The 20,310-nt window shown below is 40.3% G+C and carries 17 protein-coding genes and 1 pseudogene; 6 read left to right on the top strand and 12 right to left on the bottom strand.

All coding sequences use genetic code 11. The annotated features are described in order from the left end of the window. Positions 1-28 precede the first annotated feature (28 nt). Positions 29-829: an ion transporter gene (locus AC6H44_RS18065; protein ID WP_500739140.1), complete on the bottom strand. Its 801-nt coding sequence runs from the start codon at positions 827-829 to the stop codon at positions 29-31. A gap of 99 nt (positions 830-928) precedes the next feature. Here AC6H44_RS18065 and AC6H44_RS18060 point away from each other — a divergent pair, with 99 nt between their 5' ends. The 5 genes from AC6H44_RS18060 to AC6H44_RS18040 all read left to right on the top strand — a co-directional run bounded on the left by AC6H44_RS18060 (position 929) and on the right by AC6H44_RS18040 (position 2,963). Further along, positions 929-1,138: a hypothetical protein gene (locus AC6H44_RS18060; RefSeq protein WP_500738613.1), complete on the top strand. Its 210-nt coding sequence runs from the start codon at positions 929-931 to the stop codon at positions 1,136-1,138. Between the two features lie 3 nt (positions 1,139-1,141). Further along, the gene (locus AC6H44_RS18055) at positions 1,142-1,441 is read left to right on the top strand and encodes a hypothetical protein (protein ID WP_500738611.1); all 300 of its coding nucleotides are present in this window, start codon (positions 1,142-1,144) and stop codon (positions 1,439-1,441) included. Positions 1,442-1,562: 121 nt separating this feature from the next. Then, positions 1,563-1,757, top strand: coding sequence for a YwbE family protein (locus tag AC6H44_RS18050; protein ID WP_500738610.1), 195 nt, complete (start codon positions 1,563-1,565; stop codon positions 1,755-1,757). Next, positions 1,754-2,272 carry a DUF4240 domain-containing protein gene (locus tag AC6H44_RS18045; protein ID WP_500738608.1) on the top strand — a complete coding sequence of 173 codons (519 nt, stop codon included), beginning with the start codon at positions 1,754-1,756 and terminating at the stop codon, positions 2,270-2,272. The genes AC6H44_RS18050 and AC6H44_RS18045 overlap by 4 nt, the downstream gene beginning before the upstream one ends. Positions 2,273-2,513: 241 nt before the next feature. After that, the gene (locus AC6H44_RS18040; protein WP_500738607.1) at positions 2,514-2,963 is read left to right on the top strand and encodes a hypothetical protein; all 450 of its coding nucleotides are present in this window, start codon (positions 2,514-2,516) and stop codon (positions 2,961-2,963) included. Here the strand turns inward: AC6H44_RS18040 and AC6H44_RS18035 are convergent. Both AC6H44_RS18035 and AC6H44_RS18030 read right to left on the bottom strand, forming a co-directional pair. Continuing rightward, a complete protein-coding gene (locus AC6H44_RS18035; protein ID WP_500738606.1) occupies positions 2,960-4,216 on the bottom strand; it encodes a Y-family DNA polymerase in 1,257 nt (418 codons plus the stop codon). The two genes, AC6H44_RS18040 and AC6H44_RS18035, sit on opposite strands and share 4 nt — an antisense overlap. Further along, a complete protein-coding gene (locus AC6H44_RS18030) occupies positions 4,204-4,617 on the bottom strand; it encodes a LexA family protein (RefSeq protein ID WP_500738605.1) in 414 nt (137 codons plus the stop codon). The genes AC6H44_RS18035 and AC6H44_RS18030 overlap by 13 nt, the downstream gene beginning before the upstream one ends. Before the next feature lie 403 nt (positions 4,618-5,020). On the opposite strand from AC6H44_RS18030, the gene AC6H44_RS18025 reads away from it, so the two are divergent. Beyond that, positions 5,021-6,019, top strand: coding sequence for a patatin-like phospholipase family protein (locus AC6H44_RS18025; RefSeq protein WP_500738604.1), 999 nt, complete (start codon positions 5,021-5,023; stop codon positions 6,017-6,019). 273 nt (positions 6,020-6,292) lie between these two features. Here the strand turns inward: AC6H44_RS18025 and AC6H44_RS18020 are convergent, their stop codons facing one another. The 9 genes and pseudogenes from AC6H44_RS18020 to AC6H44_RS17980 all read right to left on the bottom strand — a co-directional run bounded on the left by AC6H44_RS18020 (position 6,293) and on the right by AC6H44_RS17980 (position 20,308). After that, positions 6,293-9,286, bottom strand: coding sequence for a TonB-dependent receptor (locus AC6H44_RS18020; RefSeq protein ID WP_500738602.1), 2,994 nt, complete (start codon positions 9,284-9,286; stop codon positions 6,293-6,295). Positions 9,287-9,360: 74 nt separating this feature from the next. Next, entirely contained in the window at positions 9,361-12,018 is a 2,658-nt protein-coding gene (locus tag AC6H44_RS18015; RefSeq protein WP_500738601.1) for a family 16 glycosylhydrolase, read from the bottom strand. A 262-nt stretch (positions 12,019-12,280) separates the two neighbouring features. Further along, positions 12,281-13,069 carry a sterol desaturase family protein gene (locus AC6H44_RS18010; RefSeq protein ID WP_500738599.1) on the bottom strand — a complete coding sequence of 263 codons (789 nt, stop codon included), beginning with the start codon at positions 13,067-13,069 and terminating at the stop codon, positions 12,281-12,283. Next, positions 13,059-13,706, bottom strand: a complete 648-nt coding sequence (locus AC6H44_RS18005; RefSeq protein ID WP_500738597.1) for a CDP-alcohol phosphatidyltransferase family protein — start codon at positions 13,704-13,706, stop codon at positions 13,059-13,061. Before AC6H44_RS18005 ends, AC6H44_RS18010 begins: the two co-directional genes overlap by 11 nt. Continuing rightward, a complete protein-coding gene (locus AC6H44_RS18000; RefSeq protein ID WP_500738596.1) occupies positions 13,706-14,350 on the bottom strand; it encodes an ATP-binding cassette domain-containing protein in 645 nt (214 codons plus the stop codon). Before AC6H44_RS18000 ends, AC6H44_RS18005 begins: the two co-directional genes overlap by 1 nt. 24 nt (positions 14,351-14,374) lie before the next feature. Then, positions 14,375-16,093 carry an ABC transporter permease gene (locus AC6H44_RS17995; protein WP_500738594.1) on the bottom strand — a complete coding sequence of 573 codons (1,719 nt, stop codon included), beginning with the start codon at positions 16,091-16,093 and terminating at the stop codon, positions 14,375-14,377. Then, positions 16,090-17,294, bottom strand: a pseudogene (locus AC6H44_RS17990) (ABC transporter substrate-binding protein). The gene AC6H44_RS17995 and the pseudogene AC6H44_RS17990 overlap by 4 nt, the downstream one beginning before the upstream one ends. Positions 17,295-17,337: 43 nt before the next feature. Then, positions 17,338-18,150, bottom strand: coding sequence for a DUF547 domain-containing protein (locus AC6H44_RS17985; RefSeq protein WP_500738592.1), 813 nt, complete (start codon positions 18,148-18,150; stop codon positions 17,338-17,340). Between the two features lie 4 nt (positions 18,151-18,154). Next, on the bottom strand, positions 18,155-20,308 hold the full coding sequence (locus AC6H44_RS17980; RefSeq protein WP_500738591.1) for a dihydrolipoyl dehydrogenase family protein: 2,154 nt from the start codon (positions 20,306-20,308) through the stop codon (positions 18,155-18,157). Positions 20,309-20,310: the final 2 nt, after the last annotated feature.

Here is a 20,310-nt window from a genome sequence, read left to right as displayed (position 1 = left end):
AAGTAAGCACTTGCCCTAGATAACAACTCTACTTTATAAGTAATTGCGTTAATTCAGCTAATTGGGCTTTTAACTCGTCTACTTGGCCTTGGGTTGCGGGTAAATCATCAGCATTGGTCTGCTCTTCGCGTGCATTGCGATGTTCTTGCGACATAACTTCTAAAATGGCACCTACCATCATATTTAAAAATATAAACGCCGTTAAAAAGATAAATGTTAAGTAGTAAATCCAACTTAGCTTATACACCGCCATGGTTTCGTACATCACATCTGTCCAATCTTCAAAGGTGGCAATTCTAAACAGAGTCAACATAGAAATAGACACATCACCCCAAAGAACAGGGTTTATATCAGCAAATAACATGCTACCTGTGGCGGCATAAATATAAAATATCACAAACATAAGTAGCGCAATGTAGCCCATTTGCGGAATGGCTTTTATCAGTGAGTTTACTAATAAACGCAATTCGGGGATCATAGAAACAAGTCGCAGCACGCGAAATATACGCAATAGGCGAGCAATAAAAATACTTGAGCCTGCAGCAGGGTATAAGCTACCTACTACAATAATAAAGTCGAATATATTCCACCCTTTAGAAAAAAAATCTTTAAATCCTTTACCAGCAAAATAACGAATAATGAGTTCGACTAAAAAAAATACGGTGATGCTAACATCCATCCAATACAAAGCTAGCTCAGCCGTTGGATGCAATGAATAGGTATGTGCGCCTACAGTTAATGCCGAGATCACAATAACTGCAATAACAAATGATTGAAATAATTTACTTTTATCGATACGCTGAAACAGCTCTTGTAACTGCGACAACATCATAATGTGTCCTTAACGGTTATAATTACAAAACCTGTGCAATATACAGCAAAAATAACGAAAATCAGTAGTTTTCCCGTTAAATATAAGGAATTTTAAATGTTGAATAATAAGTTAAAATATCTATCATTGTTATTTGTTATACTGCTGTTAGCAGGATGTAGCAGTAATAGCCGCTATCATGAAATTCAATCGGCGCGGTTAGGTGAATGCAGTCACATGGCCGACAAGCAATACCATGAATGTGTTAAACAACAGCAAGACAGTTACAAAGAATTTAAAAAACAACAAGCCGCCGAGAAGCAATAAACGATGACCAAAACTCAAAAGCAGCTAGATAAACGTATTCGTCAGCAGTTAACACTTGCTTGTGAGCAAATAAAAGATAACGTTGAGGGCTTTAGCTTTCTTACTCATTCGGCTGATTTAAAAAAATTACCTGCTCAGTTTAAAGTAAGCTGTTATTTTACTGATGATAGTGCACTCGAGCAGGCTAAACAAATGAATCAGCTAGATTACATTGAGCAGCTTATTTGTAATGTAATAGGGGGTTTAAATATTCATATTAAAAGCAATGCTATTACATTTTTTAAGCAGCAACATGCAGTTTAAAAAAGGATTTACTAATTATCTTCATGTTATTAAAAGTATAAGTATCACGTTGAAAAATTTGAGTATGGTTAGTCATTCCTAAGCAGGCTATAATTCCCAAAAATAGCAAAAGAGATTAAATATGGCTGTTCCAACACGCTCACAAATAACGCCAGGCACACAAGTTAATATTGTGCTTAAACAAGATCAACGCAGTGGTACTTTAACTAATGGCATTGTAGAACGATTGCTTACAAAGTCGCCAAATCATCCACACGGTATTAAAGTACAATTAGAGGATGGCCAAGTAGGTCGGGTAAAAGAGATCCTTGCATGAGCGAACTAACCTTAACCGACTTTTGGCAACTAGTAACTGTAAATGATAGAACGGCAGAGCCTGCGTCTGTATGCCAATCACTTAAGTCAGCATTGAGTGATTTAACCGACGAGCAACTTATTGAATTTGATAAACAGTTCAGTATTTGCATGCGTCAAAGTTATACTTGGGATTTATTTGGTGCTGCATTTGTAATGGCTGGTTGTAATGACGAATATGGGTTTTCTGAGTTTCGTTGTTGGCTTATTTCTCGTGGCGAAGCCACCTTTAAAGCGGCGCTAGAAAACCCCGATAGCCTTGCCAATTGTACGCCATTATATTATTTAAATGAGCAACCGTATCCGTATTTAGATGAGTACGACTTAATTGCAGGCTTGTTATATGAAGAACGCAATGAAGATGAATTACCGTTTATCCCCTCAGGGCTCGAACAGCCAAAAGGCAAGCGTTTTAAAGACAAGCCAAAATTTTTAAAACAAAGTTACCCGCAGTTATTTGCCAAGTATTGGCAATAATTCATTTTGCTGTTCAAATTAATGCATTGCTAAGGCCTTAATTTAAAAAGCTAACAGTTTTAAATGTAATCGTATTTGCTGTTAGCTGCGTATTTTTATAGAGTATTTTAAACTTACCTATAACGTGACAACTGCGCATCTTTTATAGTAAATCTCTGTTATAGTTAATATTATACAAAGCGACAGAGCTAAGCATAGTCAAATGCTTAAGCGCATTTGATACACGAGGAAAAAGCGTATAATGAAATTGTTTACACTGGTTTTACTTACCCTTTTTAGCTGTTATGCAGTGGCTGGCTTAAGTAGCAAATCTCGTTTTATCCCGCTGTTAAAAACAAAGCTGGGGAATTACGAAGTCACTTCAAGTAATTCTGGATTGTGTGTTAATAGTCGCCTGCAGTTTAATGTCGCTAACGACCCTGAGCAAGGCTTTAGCTTAGGTGAACAAATTTTATTTAACTCGCTTCATAATGGCACCCGTACCCTTGAAAAACCCGATTATTGTTTTATTACCAGCTCATTTAAATACAAAACGGATGGTTTAGAAAATAGCTTACGTATGAGCCGTTGTGATAACCCGATTCATGAGAGGAGCTTTAAGCAAAGTATTACTTTTTTAACTGATAACACCCTTAAATATACATTGGACAACCCGAGTGTAGAATGCGAATTTATTAAAGTAGCTGACTAACATTGAATTTTAGGTATATCACGCCAACACGTAGTGTAGCGCGGTGACAAAAAAGCCCTGTTCATATGCCAGCGTTTATCTAGTTGGCTGCTTGCCACATTAAGCATTCCTTTACCAAATTTATGATTAATTGCATCTAAACAGCCCATAAGCGCTGGGTTATCGGTTTGCTTCTCAAATAAAGAATGCTGCTGAAACCTCTGCGGGCTTAGCTCTAACGCACCTACACCACATTTATAAAATCGAATACCTGATTGATAAATCTGCTCAAAACTTTTCGATACCGCGTTGGCCATAACTCGCGTGTCGTTAGTGGGTGGATCAAATTGATGCATAACCGATTTTTTTAAAAAAGTTTGCTCATGTGAGGAGCTAGCAGCAAAAATATAAAGGCGATGAGTTAGTGACTGTTGCGCCCTTAATTTTTGTGCTACCACACTCACATGATTTATTAAGGCGGTTTTAACTGCATTTGAGTCGCAAAGGCGCTGACCAAAACTACGCGTTGAAAAAATAGCGTGTTTATCTTGGCGTACATCATCCCAGTTTAAACAGGTAATACCATTGAGCTCGTTAATTGTACGTTCAAGCACCACACTAAATTGGCGACGGATTGTTTTTGGACTTTGCTGAGCTAATTGCCATGCAGTATGAATATTCATTAGTGCCAGCTTTTTAGCTAAACGTTTACCTACTCCCCACACATCTTGGCAGTGCATACGCTGTAAAATAGCTTGGCGGCTTGCTTCATCATTAATCACTGCAACGCCATTAAAACCACTTAACTTTTTAGCTGCATGATTAGCGGCTTTAGCTAAGGTAGGAGTTGACCCAAAACCAACCCCAACAGGGAGCTTGGTTTCTCGCCAAACAGTACGCCTAATTAGTTGCCCGTATGCTTGCCAATCGTTAATTAATGATTGATAACCTTTAAAGTGCAAAAACGATTCGTCTATGCTGTAAATATGCTGCGTATCACAAAAACGAGCAATCACATTCATCATTCTATCGCTTAAATTAGCGTAAAGTTCATAGTTAGATGAGCGCACCACCACCTGATGCTGTGCTAATAAATGCTTTACCTTAAAGTAGGGGCTAAATTTAGGAATATTAAGCTGACGCGCAATAGGGCACATTGCACATATACAGCCATCGTTATTGGTAAGCACCACCACAGATTTTGAGCGAATTGCTGGGTCGAATACTTTTTCTGCGCTGGCGTAAAAAGCAACCGCATCAACTAAGGCATACATGAAAGTAACTCAGGGCTTTGTCGATGCAGCCTAATAGAGCGCGTAACCACGCCTTCAAGCTGAAACTCATCAGATTCCGTTAACTGTACTGGTTTATAAACCGAAGAGGCCGATAGTAGCCGCGCGTTACTCTTATCAAGCAGCTTACATACAAATAAACCATTTAAGTTAGCCACAATAACATCGCCGTCTTTTGGTATTTCAGCACGGTCAACTAACAGTAAGTCGCCCTCAAAAATACCAATTTCTTGCATGGAGCACCCAGACGCTATCCCAATAAACGTGGCATCGGGGTGTTTTATTAATAGCTCGTCAAGCGATACGCCTAGCTCACTATATTGCGCTGCAGGGGATTCAAACCCGCATACACCGGCTTCTATATAAATGGGAATAACAAACATGACATAACCTAAAATATGCATACTGTATAAGTGTACAGTATATGCGTTTTATTTTAGTTATGCCAAGTAATCAATAGCAGATCAATTCATATTTTTAATCATTTTTTGAGCTGTATGTAAAAAGTCATTGATTTGTAAGGAGTTTTAATGGAAATAAAGCATTAAGCTGTATATTAAGCAAGCGTACACTCTACGCCTGTTATGCTATTCATTAAATTAAAGTCAATTGAGTAGTGACCTCTGAGCAATGACTTCTTTGCATTATTCTAAAAGCGATGATAATCTAGCTCGTTCTATTTTTTCAATAGAACTGATTTAAACAATCAATTTTAATTATGAATATTAAATGATTACTATAATAAGCGTATAAAACAACTCATCTAAATAAATAAGAAGGTAAAGCGTGACAGCTCAAAACAGGACGATACGCCATTCATGCAACAACTCAGTGCCGAAAAAAATAGCGCTGATAGCAGAAGGTGGCGGACAACGAGGGATATTTACCGCCGGCGTACTCGATGCTTGGTTAGAGCAAGAGTATGATCCGTTTGACTTATTTATTGGCACATCTGCAGGCTCTCAAAACTTAACCAGTTATTTAGCACGTCAAAAAGGCTATGCTAAACGCTTAATAAGAGGGCTTTCGCGCCATAAACGTTTTTTTCAATTAGGTCGTGGCTTAATGGGTAAGCATATTGTTGACCTAGACTGGTATTTTGATAAAACCACCGAAGTGAACAGGGCGCTTGATTTTAAAACGGCAAAAGCCAGTTTAGGTGACCGTGAGTTATTAATTACCGCAACCAATGCACGTGATCGTAAACCCTATTTTTTATCTCCGACAGGAGAGGGCCAACAATGGCGAGAGCTATTAAAAGCGTCAAGTGCGCTGCCATTTTTATATAAACAAGGCGTAAAACTGACGCCATGGTTAAACGCATTGGCCGCAAATGAATTAGGTAAGAGTGAGATACAATCAGAATCAGATTTTTACTTAGACGGTGGTCTTGCTGCCCCTTTGCCTGTGCGCGAGGCTTATAATCGGGGTGCACGTAAAATTGTGGTTATACGCACCGTTGATCAAGCATTTCAGGCGCAATCAGCGTGGGTAAGTAAATTGAAGTTATTTGTTGAAGTATCTGGCTATTGTCCAAAAACAATCGATTATTTATTACAACATGAACAAGCCTACGAAGATGAGTTAGCCTTTATTGCTAACCCGCCACAAGATGTCGAAATAATCCAAATTTTTGCAAATCAAAAGCTTCAGAGTAAGTTACTAGGAAGCTCAAATAATGATTTACGATTTGATTATAAATTAGGCTTAAAAGCAGGGCGTGATTATTTAAAAACCCATCATACTGCGTTAAATTGTTTTAGTGAGCCGCAACGCGCAATGTAGTAACGCCATTAAAATTAGTACCAAGTTTAGATAAGTAAAGCGTTTTCAAGTTAGCGGAAATAAATGTTAGTTTTTGCTGCTTTTTTTAATCTATTTTTATTCACAGTATACTTCTAGCAAACTCAATGCCCGCATAACACGATTAGAAACTTAAATTGAACAAACGTCTAAGTAACCTGTTGCGTTAAATTCAACTCTTATAAAAAAGCCGCTCAATAAGCGGCTTTGACTTTTCAACTATAGGGTGATCAAAAATTTTGTTTACACAAGATATTAATTGCCCATTGCGTATCTAACACCAAATGCATATCGAGGGCCGTATTGAGCGGCGCTCAAGAACTGACTTTCGAAACGGCTAAATGAGCGCTCAGTTTCGTTAGTTAAGTTTACACCTTCAAAGAATACCGTGGTGCTTTCGTTAACTTCGTAGTTCACACTAATGTCCCACTGCAAGTACTCTTTCGCGTATTGTGGAGGTGCCGTAGCACCTGAATCAGGTAAACCTTGCGCAATTAAGTACTGATCACGCCAAGCGCCTGTTATTTTCACCGATAGGCCATCTTTTTCGTAAAAGCCTTGTATGTTTGCAGAATCACTTAGGCCTGCCAATACGGCTTGAGAGGCAAGGTAATAGTTATCGTATTCAACATCACCGTCAACAACAGTAGCATTAAAGCCTGCACCAAAGCCCGAGTCGCCGAACAAGTGCTGAACAGCAAATTCAAAACCGTTTACTTTACGTTTTCCGACGTTTTCAGGTGACTCGATAGTCCATTCAATCAACGGATCAGTCGCTGGATCTGGTAAGATACGGTCGTTTTCACCAATACCTACACCATTAGCTACAATTTCATCACGAATTGCAATATCCGTTGCTTGCTCACCACGGCCTTCGATAGCAGCTACGGCGTTGTTCCAACGCTGGCCTAAATACACATCGTGTAAGCCTTCAAAGGTGGTTTTTATATTAGTTTTATCGATCCAGTCATCCACATCTTTCCAGAATAAGCCAATTGCAGCATAGCTGCCTTCGCTGTAGTAATACTCAAGGCTTAAATCTAGATTAGTTGATTTAAATGGCTTTAAATTCGGATTACCACGGCTACCGCTTCTTGCGTTTAATTTAGGTGATGGGGTTAAGCTTAAATTTCCAAGCATATCACCGAGTGTTGGTCTGGTGATTGTTTGACCCCATGAGGCGCGAGTCACTAAGTCATCAGTAAGATCAACTTTAATATCAATCATAGGGAGTAGTAAGTCGTATTGGCCTTCATAGTCAACTTCAACAAAGTCCCCACCGCTAGCAAACTGGGTTATCCATTCTGCACCACCAGCCCAGTAAACTTGTTCAGCCACTCGGCTTTTAGCTGGGCTTACAATATCAGTTTCTTCATAGCGAAGGCCTAAGTTTACAAACACGTCGTAGTCGCTAACGTTAAACGCCCAGTTGCTAGAAAGATAAACGCTAATGGTTTCTTCTTCAACTTTGTTAGTTGGGAAGTTGTCAAAGTTACCAATTTGATATACATCACTGCCAACTACGTCTTCAGTTAAATAAGTACTTTGACGAGCAAACGCTTCATCAAGGTCATAAGTGTAAGCATAACCAGGGGCTACGCCATTTGGACCAAATGAAAACTCATCAAGAAACCCGCTCAAGTCTACCCTTTCAAACATAGCATCTGGAAAAATTTCAGCGAAAGTACCATTGTTAAAACCGGGTGCATTAGCATTATTAGCGCCACCCCAGCCACTTAACGTTTGCCTGGTATACGCTGCACCAAATTTAATCGTTTCAAGGCCAATATTTGTGTAAGTAAATAATTTACCGTCTAATTGTACTTGCGATACTTCTGACTCAGCAGGTGTTCTAGTAAAAATACTGAAATTTGAACCAATTTGATTGGGGCTAACTTCTTGGGTGCCGTTATTCCAATTTATATTGAAACCTGGTACATCTCCTTCACGGAAAAAGTATTCTTTAGTCGAGAGATCTGCTGAGCCCAAAATAATACGGGCATTAGCGTTTAACCCTGGATCTTTGCCGTTATCAGTACTTGTTTTTGAGGTATGGGCATCAAAATTAAAGCTCAAATTTTCTGTTGCTAACCATTCAACATTAATACCGGTTGCTTTTGAGTCTACTTCTGAGGTTTCACGAAATGCAGTGAATGATGCATCATCGCCTGCTGAGTTGTAGTAAATTGCTGTGCCATTTTCATCAAGCTCATAGGCATTAGCATTGCCACCAAACGAACCGTTCCAAATACCCCACGATAAGGAGTTATTACCCGTAGTTGCTTGTGTAATGGTGTGATCAAGTGTAAAGGTTAAATTGTCTGTTGGTGCATATTGAAATGTAGCTTGGGCATTTAAACGTTCGCGCTGAATATCGTCTTTTGAAAAACTGATTTCTTGTGGGAAAAATGCCGCTGATACGTACTCGCCATTTTCACCGGCATTTGGATCAAAAAACTGTTTAGCGGGGTTGCCATCGGCATCCATTGGGCGGTTGTCGATAATATTTTCAGCATCAAGCGATAAGTTAGGATTGACTAACCAAGAGCGCACATTGGCAGCTTGGCGCTGGAAATCGCGGCGGTGATATGAAAAGTTAGCTGAAAAACCAAACATGTCGTCTGCGAAGGTGTTGCTGTAAATACCGGCAATTTCAGGTGTAACTTTATCACCTTCCTCAACCGAGGTATCGTGAATACCTTTAGCCATTATAGAAAAGCGTTCACCCGGTTTTTGTAGTGGTTTAGCGGTAACAATATTAACCGTTGCTCCAAGGCCACCTGTTGGGGTATCTGCCCGGGCTGTTTTCATAACTTCAAGTGAACTTACACCTTCAGAGGATAAGTTTTCAAAGTTAAATGAGCGTGTAAAACCGGTACCCGCCATTTGACGGCCATTAAGTGTTACTAAGTTAAACGATGGGCCAAAACCACGCACTGTGATTTGGCTACCTTCACCGTTTGCACGACTTACCGATACACCAGTAATACGCTGTAGTGATTCTGCTAAGTTGGTATCTGGGAATTTACCCATTTCTTCAGCAGAAATGGCATCGACGACCCCTGATGCATCGCGTTTTACATCCATTGAACGGATAAGAGAACCGCGAATACCTTTTACTTGTATTACTTCGATTTCAGGTTCAACAGTTTCTTGTTCTGCTGCATGAGCGATATTGAGTGTGCTTGCAGCGATGATAAGTGACACAGAAGCCGCTAATTGGCTTTTTTTAAAATTAAATGTGTTCATAATTGCCTGCTTTTTATTTAATTTGGTTCGGTATGTAGGTGCTCATTGTTGAGCACCTGCCACTTAATAGATGTTTAAGGGTTTGCGATAACGACATTGTCAATACGGTAAACTGCGCCTTCGCCTGTGCCCCAAGTAGGGAACATCATTAATACATTAATATCGCTAATGTCTAAACCAGCATCAAACAGCGACTGCAACGTAAACGTATATGTTTGCCATTGCCCAGTGACCGGGATTTCGCCCTCGACACTATCTGATAGTGGAAGTTCTACTGCAGAAGCGGTGCCTGTTGACTCAATTTTAAATAACCATTGAGCGTCTAAGTTATTAGGCGGTGTGACCACTTTCATTTCAAATTGAACTACACCGTTTGTTAAAATAGCTGAAGCATCGAAAGAAATACCCTCGTCAGCTATAAACCCCATCACAGTTGGTGCAGAGCCAATTACAAACTCTGCTACAGTACCGTGCTCAACATCGTCAACTTCTTCAGTAGGGGTAGAGCCGCCGCAACAGTCCCAAATCTCCCACATATCTGTGGCAGTGTCTTGGAAAATAGTAATTTCATCGCCTGCTGATGCATTTGGATCGTACATTTTTGCGTTATCAACACGGTAAACAGCACCTTCGCCTGTTCCCCAAGCTGGGAATATCATTACAACATCAATCGCACTTACATCTAAACCTGCGCCGGCTAAATCAGCGAACGTAAAGGTGTATGTTTGCCATTCACCTACTACTGGCGCACCACCAGCATCTGTAAGCGGTACTTCTACTGCGGTATCACCTTCATTAGATTCTATTTTCATTAACCAAGTTGCATCAGGGTTATTCGGGTTTGACATTACTTTTAGGTCAAACTGGAGTACACCACTTTCTAAAATGCTGGTTGCATCAAATGGAGTACCGCTTCCGTTTGCAGATGTGCGGGTGTTAAAGCCCATTACTGTAGGTGCTTCGCCAATACTAAATTCGGCGGTTAAACCATGTTGTTCGTCATCCAATACTTCTGTTGGTGTAGAGCCACCACAACAATCCCACATTGGCCAATCTAAGTTTTGCCCATCTGTAAATAAGTCAACTTCTGGGCTTTGAGGTAAATCACCTTCAATCACAACATTGGTAATTAAGTACTCTGCACCACCACCTGTTTGCCATTCTGGAAATACCATTAATACATCAATGGCACTTAGATCTAAGCCTCTTTCTTGTAGTAAAGAAAGCGGGAATGTATAGGTTTGCCATTGGCCAGTAACCGGTGTTACGCCTTCAACACTATCGCTAAGTGGGACGTCACCCGTATTAGGTCCACCATCACCGGCTTCAGCCTTTAATAACCAAGTAGTTGAAGATGTTGGCGGAGTCACTACTTTCATATCAAATGATACACGGCCATTTAAATCAAGCAGTAAAGAAGCGTCAAATGGTGATGAAGTACCAGTAAAATCATCGGGAAAGTGACCGCCACGGGTAGAAAAGCCTAATACGGTACCGTTATTATCATTGATATTAAATTTAACAACATCGCCTTTGTCAGCATCGGTAATGGTTTCTGGTGTTGTGCCGCCACAACAATCCCATGCAATCCAGTTAGGGTTTAAGCTGCCATTAAATATATCAAGGTTTTTTGCAACACCATCACTTGGTGGAGTAGGTACTGGCGCTTTACCTTCAACAAGTGCATCTGCTAGGTTTTCGTAACCTGGGCGCACTGTTTCACAGCCTTTACCTGTGTCAGTATTAGCGGCACATTGATAAACGCGTACGTAATCAATCTCAAAGCTTTGACCCTCTGCAAATGCTGCTGTATCAACGCCTAAGTTATTCACGTTTTCAGGCCAATCACCGCCAACAGCGTTATTTAAAATAAGGTAAAAGTCTTTATCAAACGGGGCATTATCCCAATGCGTTGTAAGCTCGCCACTACCTTGTTCAAAGTATTCAGCAAACCAACCTTTATGTTTTAGGCCTACTGCTTCATCTTTAGAATTGTAACGAACTTCAGAGCGACGCTGCGTAGCATATAAATAGCCATCTACGTACCAGCGAATTTCGCCTTGTTGCCATTCAATAGCGTAAGTATGAAAATCGTCAGCAGGATTCATGCCTTCAGGAAATGTATACGCTTTACCAGAACTTGAGCTGTTAGGCCATTCACGACCATAATGAAGTGTGCCATGAATATTTGCTTCAACGGTGCCATCTTCAGCCACTGTTTTTAAATTTACAGCCTCTAGAATGTCTATTTCACCTGAGCGAGGCCATGTACCATACTCTTCGTCAGTGGGCATCATCCAAAATGCAGGCCAGCTACCTTGCCCTGAAGGTAACTTTGCACGCATTTCAAAACGACCATAAGTAAAATCAGCGTTGTAACGGGTATTTAAGCGTGCTGATGTGTAAGGTTTTTCAGCACCGTCTTCGGCAGGTAGGGCTACCAGATTTAATATGCCATCTTTAACAAACGCATTTTGTTCGTTATCGGTATAACATTGTTTTTCGTTGTTACCCCCACCGGCACAATTTAAAACATAGTTCCACTTGTTTGTGTCAATGCTAGTACCGTCAAATTCGTCGCTCCACACCATACGCCAGTCAGAGACTGGTTGGGCAGGTTCTACTTTTTCAAGATTGGTTTTAGTGGTAGCTGCATCACCACCGCAACCTGCTAATGACGCTAACGAAATAGCAGCCAAAAGGCGAGTAATGCGTGTTGTTTCAATGTTCATAACTGAACCCCGTTCAACTGATTATTGTCAGAATAGTGTTTATATGTTGATTTTTCATGTTTTGTAAGCGCTTACATTTTTGTGTGCGAATGATGAAAGCGCTTACAAATGATATGGGGGAATCTTAATTGGGTCAAGAATTTGTTTAATTAATTTACAATCGATTTACTTTAATTGGCTGTTTTTGTTAATGGGGTCTAAATAATGTTATGAATAAAGAGCAATCAGCTGCACTTTGTTATTTTTTACCTAAGCCTCATTGCTATTTTTTAAATGGCATTATTAACAACTGCCATAAGGAAGCATTTTGTTTTGGATCAGGATATTGTTGCAGACCTATATCTAACTTATTGTCTGGTAGTTTAGCTATTGGTTTGTAACTGTAAAAAAGTCGGTCCCACCAAGTAACACTAAATCCAAAATTGCTGTTTGTTTCCTCGGGGTTTTGACTGTGATGTATACGATGCAGCACTTGAGTGATCAACACTAAACGCAGTGGCTTTTCAATATAATGCGGCAAGCGAATATTTGCATGATTAAACAGTGCTAAAGCATTTAAACTTATTTCAAAAATTAAAATTGCCAATGGGGGTATACCGAGTAAAGTAACGGCAATGAGCTTAATAACAATACTAAGTATAATTTCAAGAGGATGAAAACGAAGCCCTGTGCTGGTATCAATGTGTGCATCAGCATGATGTACACGATGTAAACGCCATAAAATGGGAATGGTATGAAATAATCGGTGCTGCCAATAAATAATTAAATCAAGCAACAACAAACTCAATACCACGGTGGTCACCGGCGAAAGTGCTAGCTGATTAAATAAGCCTATATTATGTTGCTGATAGTAAAGAGCAATGGCGGTTAACCCTATGGGAACTGTTAGGCGTGCAAGCAGGGTAGAGGTAAATGTTAATCCAAAATTAGCTAACCAACGAGCCCTATTTTTAATAACGGATTTGCGTGCCGGTTTTTGCCATTCAAGCAGCATCATTATCACTAGCACAGCGAAAAAAAAGCCCAGCCTCCAATATACTTCATAACTCATTATTTACCTCATTGAGTGCCTTCTCTTGATTTTTTAACGTACAATAACCTCCATATATACGGGTGAAAATAGTAATCGCGCAGGCAATGGCAAATAAAATGGCCAGTATTGAAAAATGTTGCGGCCAAATACAAAAAGCAACAAAGAGTGCGATAGTTTCTGTGCCTTCGGTTAAGCCATTTAAGTAATAAAAGCTTTTGTATTTAAACTGCGGTTTGTCGAGTTTAAACTTTTCAGCGGCAATAGCAAACGCTAAAAAGCTTGATCCTGTGCCAATAAATGTAACGAGCAACAATGAGCCTGCAAGTGAGTTTTGCTCTGGGTTTGTTAAGATAAACGCAAAAGGAATAAGCGCATAAAATAAAAAGTCGAGCGTGATGTCTAAATACCCCCCAGCACTTGAGCTATTATTTGCGTAGCGTGCTAATGCGCCATCAAGGCCATCAAACACTCGATTGATACAAATAACCGCTAACGCGCCGAGCCAGTATTCAAAAATAATTAGAGGAACCGCTAATAAGCCAATTAAAAAGCCTCCTAAGGTTAATTGATCGGCGCTGACTCCTTTTTGATGCAGTTGTTTTACGCATGCTGTAAGCACTGGCTGTATTAGGGGGGTAATAAACTTATCTAACATTAAGGTTCACCTTGTGCGTTTAAGTGAATGACTTTGCCATGGGTTGCTATTGCGTCATTTTCGTCATGGGTCACCATAATTGCAGGTAATTGGTGTTCTCTAATTTGTGAAAATACCAACTGACGAGTTTCAATACGTAACTGCTGATCAAGTTTACTAAAGGGCTCGTCGAGTAAAATTGCTTTGGGCTTACTAAGTAATAAACGCAATAAAGCAACACGTGCTTGCTGGCCACCAGATAAGCTATCTGGGTGGCGCTTGGCCATTCCAGCTAAGCCTACACGGGCGAGAGCCTCATTTATTTGCTGTAGTCGTTGTGCTTTATTCATTTTTGGCATAGCAAAGCTAATATTGCCACCCACAGATAAATGCGAAAATAACAGTGGGTCTTGGTATAACACACCAACATGGCGCAGGTGGCTGGGCATGAGACTAATATTAATATCATTTAGCCATACTTCACCCGTTGCATGAAGCTCTGAGGGTAATGCCCCAGTAAGCCAATTTAATAGGCTGGACTTTCCACTTCCCGACGGCCCCATAATCGTGAGGATTTCACCCCCATTAACTTGCTCATTCAAGCTTAGTAATAATTTATCTTGGCGGTAAAACTGACAATGTTTAATTTTTAAGGATGACAGCATTAAATGCCCTTTAGTTTATTCATGTTAAACGTACTTATTATTAAAGACATAGCGAGGTAAACTCCATGCAAATATAAAACCGAGTAGGGGCAGCCCCATTTGCAGTATTGCATACACGGCACTGGTGCGCCTACTTGCACCGTTGGCAAGAGTTACCGCTTCGGTTGTTATTGTGGCTATTCGTCCGCCTCCCGCTAACAGTGTTGGTAGATACTGACCAAAACTAATTGCCAGTCCAAGAGCCATCGCAATTAAAATAGGGGCAAAAAGTTGCGGTAATTTAACCTGTAAAAATATTTTGCAGGGGCTTGCACCTAAGCTTGCAGCAACACGCGTTAATCGAGGGTCTAAACGCCTGTAACTATCAACAAGAGATAAAAAAACATACGGTAAAACAAATAAAATATGCACAAATATGACATTAAAGAAGGCATACTGACTATTTAGCAGCTGTTGTAGCCATACTATGCCCAATAAAAAAGCGATGCTAGGCACTAATAATGGTAAATAAATAATTAACTGTGTCCATTTCGATAGCAATTTTTTGCTTAGTTGTTCAGCTTCTAAACACAATAACACCATAATGGTGGCAAACACTGTGCTAACGAGTCCTATTATTAAGGTATTAAATAAAGGGGTGTGTATCTGTGTTAATGCCTGTTCAAAGTGTATTAATACCAAGCTTGAAGGCACCACATTTGGAAAGCGCCAATAGCCAGCAAAAGACCACATTATTAAACCAATTAACGCAGCGGCAATAAAAGCAAAAATAAAACTCGTAGATATGCGAGTAAACGCACTAACACATTGATGCGCATAATTTCTTCGGCCATTAATTAATGCGTCGCTAAAAATCGTGGCAATCGTTTTTTCAAACGCTACCCAGATCAATAATAATCCTGCGGTGGTCGCTAATTGTAATAGGGCACCAGCGGAGGCTTTTATACGTAAGTTCAAATCAACATCGTTAAACCAATGCATAATAGCAACAGCTAAAGTAGGGGGAGTGTTTGGCCCAAGTATTAGCGGCATTTCTACGCTGGCGCTGGCATAAGCAAGTACTGCAAAAATGGGCAAGCGTAGCATAGGGTATATGTTTGGTAGCACCACTTTAAAAAAAGCCACCATAGGGTAGTAGCCTAAATTCATAGCAATGTGATGTTGCTTGCGCAGCTTTTTGCCAAGTTCAGGCTGCGCCAAAATAGCCAATGCAATGAGTAATAAAAAAGGCAGCTCTTTGAGTGTTAGCCCAATAATAATGCTCCAACCAAAAGCATCATAGGGTAACATTCCTTCAGGCGCTAATTGCCATCCGGTTATCCAAGGGGAGATCAAACGGGTAAATAACCCAGATGGTGCAATTAAAAACCCGACAGCAATTGCTGCTGCAGCATGGGGGATCACTAATAGGGGACTTAACAAATACTCGATTCGTTTTAGCCATACACTATTAAAAAATGCAGCAAGTATCATCAGCATCAATATAAATGCGATTAATGTACTAATAAGCCCAGTTCGTATGCTCAGCCCCACCATTTGCGTAAGACCAGGTGTGTGCCACAAAGCGTTAAATCCGGCTAAACTAATGCTGGTTTCATTTAGCGCGGGTGCCCAGCCAAAGGCGGGTAAAAGCACGCCCATTAAGCCGCCAAATACAGGTACAGTTAAACATGCCAGTAAACAGTAAGGGCTTATTTTGATTAACCGTGAAAAAAAATCACGCGAATAGTGCGTTTTACTCACGGTTTTACCCCATAGCGTGCTTCCCAACCGGTGTTAATTGCTTTCACCCAGCTTGGGTGTGGCTCGCTGAGTGTGCGTTTAATACTATTATGAGGTAGCGCGCTAGGGTGAGGCTGTGTCGTTTTAAATAACGCCTGTTGTTCATCAGTTAGGCTTGATTGAATTAATACTGTTTTGTCACCCCATATAGTGGGTTTTTGTTTTTGCGCTTGTGCGGCGGGGCTTAATAAAAAGTTAGCCACTAATTGCGCACTGTGTGGATGGCTTGCATTATAAGGAATTGCTACAAAGTGAGTGTTACTTAGGCTGCCATCCGTCATCGCATAACTGCGAATGCTTTTGGGTAAGTCGTAACGCATTACCGCAGCTGGTACTTCGGGGGCTGAAAAAGTAAAGCCAATACTGAGCTCTGTATCATCAATTAAACGGCGCATTTGTAGGCCGCTTTGCATAAAATAATTGCCGCTACGCCACAAGTTAGGATGCAATTTATTTAAAAACCTCCACAATGGGGCAAGTACTTGTGCCGTGTTTTCGGTGTTGGCTGGCTGATTTAGCTGTGCTTTTAATTCACTATCACTGTTGCTGTGCAGCACCACTAAGGCGTATTTTAAAAAACTAATACCCAAAAAGTCAGGGGGTTTAGGGTAACTAAACCGACCTGGATTGGCTTCGCTCCAGCTAAGTAATTCACTCAGCGTTGTAGGGGGGAAGCAGTTGCTAATTTATCGTAATAAAATGTCAGTGAAGCTTGCCCCCAAGGTGATTCCATTCCTTGAGTGGGTAAACCAAAATCAAATAGCACACTGGGGTTATTTTCAGGGTCTGTATAAATAAAATTAGGTAATTTATTAGCCCAATTTTTAAGAAGTAAATTATGTTGACGCATGGTGGCAAAATTAGCGCCGTTAATCCAAATTAAATCAACGCTGCCTTGGGTGTGATTGCCCGCTGATTTCTCTGCAAGTACACGGCTTACCGCTTCGCTGGTATCACTGAGTTTAACATGCACTAAGTTAATGGTGTAGTGTGCTTTAAGCTGTTTTGCAGCCCATTGAATATAGGCATTGATTTGCGCATCGCCGCCCCAGGCATAAAAATAAACGCTCTGCTTTTTGCCTTGATCTTGTGTATGTTGCCAGTCAGCATGGTTGGCTTTATTGGCAAAAACACTAAAACTAGTTACTAGGCTTGTAAGTATAAAGATGCTAATAAAATATATGTAAAAACAACGAGGTAAGCTATTAGTAATTCGCATTTAAATCCCAGTTGTAGTCTAAAAAGTCTATTTTTATGTTATCGTTTTTTAGTTTTTTTTGCTGCGAAGGCTGTAAGTTAAGGGTATCAGCATACAGGTATAAAAACTGTGACAGTGAACTTGCTCCCATAAACCCCTTTTCAAAATCACTTTTATACCATTTAAATATAGAGGACAGTTTTAGTGTATTGCCTTGTATTTTGTTACGTGTAGTATCGGATATAAATCGCACAGTTTGCTGGTGTAATTGATACTCTAGTTTTTCTGCTGTGTAAGCCTCAGAACGAAGAGCTGGACAGCCAATACTGGCACAATTAACCGCAAAATGTATACGGGGTTCATTATAGTTACTACTGCCTCTAATTAAGTCATGCTCTATATTATCTAAGCTGCGCGTTTTACCTAGCAATACAATAAACTCTTTGCTCCAGGGCGAGCTAAAAAAGCTGCCTAAATCTTTAATTGATTTAAGATCTGGGTACTCTTTACTTGCCAGGTTAGAGACGATCAGCTCAACGGTAAAAGCGTTATAAGCATTAATTAAAAATGCCAGTTGCTTTGGTTTTATCCATTTATCAAACTCATTTTTTGAAACAGCCGTCAATGATGCTAAGTAACGTTTTAATTGCAAATGTTCAGTTTTTATTGCTGTGTAATCAACTACCGTGCTGTGGTTATTATTAATACTAACTACATGCTTATTTAATAAAGTATTCCAGTCATCGTGAAGGTTTTGTGCATTGCTAAAAAAGGAGCTAAACAATGCGCTTAAAAATATCAGCTTAAATAAAGTAAACATTGGCTTAACCTCGGCGCCATGCATGGTACTTTTCTAACACATTAAGTATTTTTTCAGGGGCATGAGCGCGCTTCCATTCGCCAGCGGCATATTTGTTACCCTCTGCCCATGTAGGATAGCTATGAATCGTGCCTAATATTTTATTAAGCCCTAAACCGTATTTCATTGCTAATACAAATTCAGCGATTAAATCACCTGCATGTTCAGAGACGATAGTTACACCAAGTATTTTATCTTTACCTTTAGGGGTAATTACTTTAATGAAACCGTTATTGGCGCTTTCGGTTATAGCGCGGTCAAGCTCTTTAAAGTCAAACCGGGTGATTTCATAATCAATGCCTTTTTCTATGGCGTCTTGCTCATTTATGCCAACGCGTGCTACTTCAGGGTCAATAAAGGTGGTCCATGGAATAACGCGGTAATCCACTTTAAACTTTTTAAACTGGCCAAATAACCCATTTACGGCCGCATACCAACCTTGATGCGCCGCTACATGGGTAAACTGATACGGGCCAACAATATCACCTGCTGCATAAATATTAGGATAGAGGGTTTCTAAATACTCATTGGTCAGTACGGTGCGGTTAGTTTCAATCCCAAGCTCTTCTAAACCATAACCTTCTAAACGTGCACTTCGGCCAACGGCGCAAAGTAATTCGTCGTACTCAATGTCGATTTCGTTATCGTTGTGTTTGACCACAAGCACTTTTTTATCACCCCGAACTTCACAGCGTAGCGCTTGGTGCGAGGTTAAAATATTAACGCCACTATCGGTCAGTGATTGATGAGCAAACGCCGATACCTCAGCATCTTCTTTGCTCATAATACGTTCGCCCATTTCTACTTGTGTTACCGCTGACCCTAAGCGGGCAAAGCTTTGTGCAAGTTCACAACCAATAGGGCCGCCACCTAAAACGAGGAGTTTTTTAGGTGCTTCATCGAGCTTTGCAAATTTATTCCAAACGGTATCACTGGTCACATAGCCTGTGTGTTCAATTCCGGGTAATGGTGGCACAAAAGGGCGTGCGCCAGTGGCAATAACAAGGGTACGCGCGGTAAGTGTTTGTATACCGCCATCGTTCAATTTAATTTCTACCGTCCATGGGTCGATGAGTTTAGCGTAGCCTTTTATTACTTCTACGCCTAAATTTGTGTAACGCTCTATGCTGTCGTGCGGGGCAATGTCGGCAATAACGTGGTGCACACGTGCCATAATTTTTTTAAATGAGAATTGCACTGTGTTGTTTTCTAAACCGTACTTTTCGCCATTGCGCATTTGTTGAGCAACTTTAGCACTTTTAATAATGGCTTTGCTTGGGACACACCCGGTGTTTAAGCAATCACCGCCCATTTCACCGGCTTCTATCAGGGTGACTTTGGCTTTAACAGCGGCGGCAATATAACTGGTAACTAATCCACCTGCACCTGCACCAATAACAATCATGTTGCGGTCAAATTTTTTCGGTTTGGTATAATTGTTATACACACGGCGTTTTTTAATTACTTTTATAATTGCTTTTGCAATCAGCGGAAACACACCTAATAACACGAACGATAGGATTAAATCTAACGACAAAATACCTGATAAGCTGTCTATTTGTATTAACTGAGTACCCGCATTGACAAATACAAAGGTACCCGCGAGCATGCCTATTTGGCTCACCCAGTAAAAAGTCCATGCCTTTATGGCGGTTAAACCCATGAGTAGGTTAATCAAAAAAAACGGAAAAACCGGCACTAAACGCAGCGTAAATAAGTAAAATGCGCCTTCTTTTTTTACACCTTTATCAATTGCGGCTAAACGTTCAGGAAAGCGTTGTTTAATGGTATCGCGTAATAAATACCGAGAGACTAAAAATGCAAGCGTTGCACCTATGCTTGAGGCAAATGAGGCAACGAGCACTCCGTGTACCAAACCAAATAATGCCCCTGCGGCCAATGTTAAAATAGCTGCGCCGGGTAGCGATAACGCAGTCACTACTATATAAAGTATGAAGAATCCGCCAATAACCAACAAAGGTGATTGGGCTTTGTATTCATCAAACTGTGCCATTGAGCCTTTTAACCCTTCTAGAGTTAAAAGTTGGTTCAGGTCATAATAAAAGAATAAGCCGACACCAATTGCCACTAATAACAACAAACCTAATTTTTTTAACATGT

This window comes from Pseudoalteromonas sp. TAP-3C, from assembly GCF_059888565.1.
The sequence above is the reverse complement of the archived record's forward strand: the minus strand, read 5'-3'. Positions and strand labels throughout refer to the sequence as shown.

Bases quoted from the DNA above. Each gene is read 5' to 3' on its own strand.
- AC6H44_RS18020 (WP_500738602.1), bottom strand. From the start codon at position 9,286: ATGAACACATTTAATTTTAAAAAAAGCCAATTAGCGGCTTCTGTGTCA.
- AC6H44_RS18035 (WP_500738606.1), bottom strand. From the start codon at position 4,216: ATGTATGCCTTAGTTGATGCGGTTGCTTTTTACGCCAGCGCAGAAAAA.
- AC6H44_RS17985 (WP_500738592.1), bottom strand. From the start codon at position 18,150: ATGTTTACTTTATTTAAGCTGATATTTTTAAGCGCATTGTTTAGCTCC.
- AC6H44_RS18000 (WP_500738596.1), bottom strand. From the start codon at position 14,350: ATGCTGTCATCCTTAAAAATTAAACATTGTCAGTTTTACCGCCAAGAT.
- AC6H44_RS18045 (WP_500738608.1), top strand. From the start codon at position 1,754: ATGAGCGAACTAACCTTAACCGACTTTTGGCAACTAGTAACTGTAAAT.
- AC6H44_RS17980 (WP_500738591.1), bottom strand. From the start codon at position 20,308: ATGTTAAAAAAATTAGGTTTGTTGTTATTAGTGGCAATTGGTGTCGGC.
- AC6H44_RS18010 (WP_500738599.1), bottom strand. From the start codon at position 13,069: ATGAGTTATGAAGTATATTGGAGGCTGGGCTTTTTTTTCGCTGTGCTA.
- AC6H44_RS18005 (WP_500738597.1), bottom strand. From the start codon at position 13,706: ATGTTAGATAAGTTTATTACCCCCCTAATACAGCCAGTGCTTACAGCA.
- AC6H44_RS18040 (WP_500738607.1), top strand. From the start codon at position 2,514: ATGAAATTGTTTACACTGGTTTTACTTACCCTTTTTAGCTGTTATGCA.
- AC6H44_RS18055 (WP_500738611.1), top strand. From the start codon at position 1,142: ATGACCAAAACTCAAAAGCAGCTAGATAAACGTATTCGTCAGCAGTTA.
- AC6H44_RS18060 (WP_500738613.1), top strand. From the start codon at position 929: ATGTTGAATAATAAGTTAAAATATCTATCATTGTTATTTGTTATACTG.
- AC6H44_RS18065 (WP_500739140.1), bottom strand. From the start codon at position 829: ATGTTGTCGCAGTTACAAGAGCTGTTTCAGCGTATCGATAAAAGTAAA.
- AC6H44_RS18015 (WP_500738601.1), bottom strand. From the start codon at position 12,018: ATGAACATTGAAACAACACGCATTACTCGCCTTTTGGCTGCTATTTCG.
- AC6H44_RS18050 (WP_500738610.1), top strand. From the start codon at position 1,563: ATGGCTGTTCCAACACGCTCACAAATAACGCCAGGCACACAAGTTAAT.
- AC6H44_RS18030 (WP_500738605.1), bottom strand. From the start codon at position 4,617: ATGTTTGTTATTCCCATTTATATAGAAGCCGGTGTATGCGGGTTTGAA.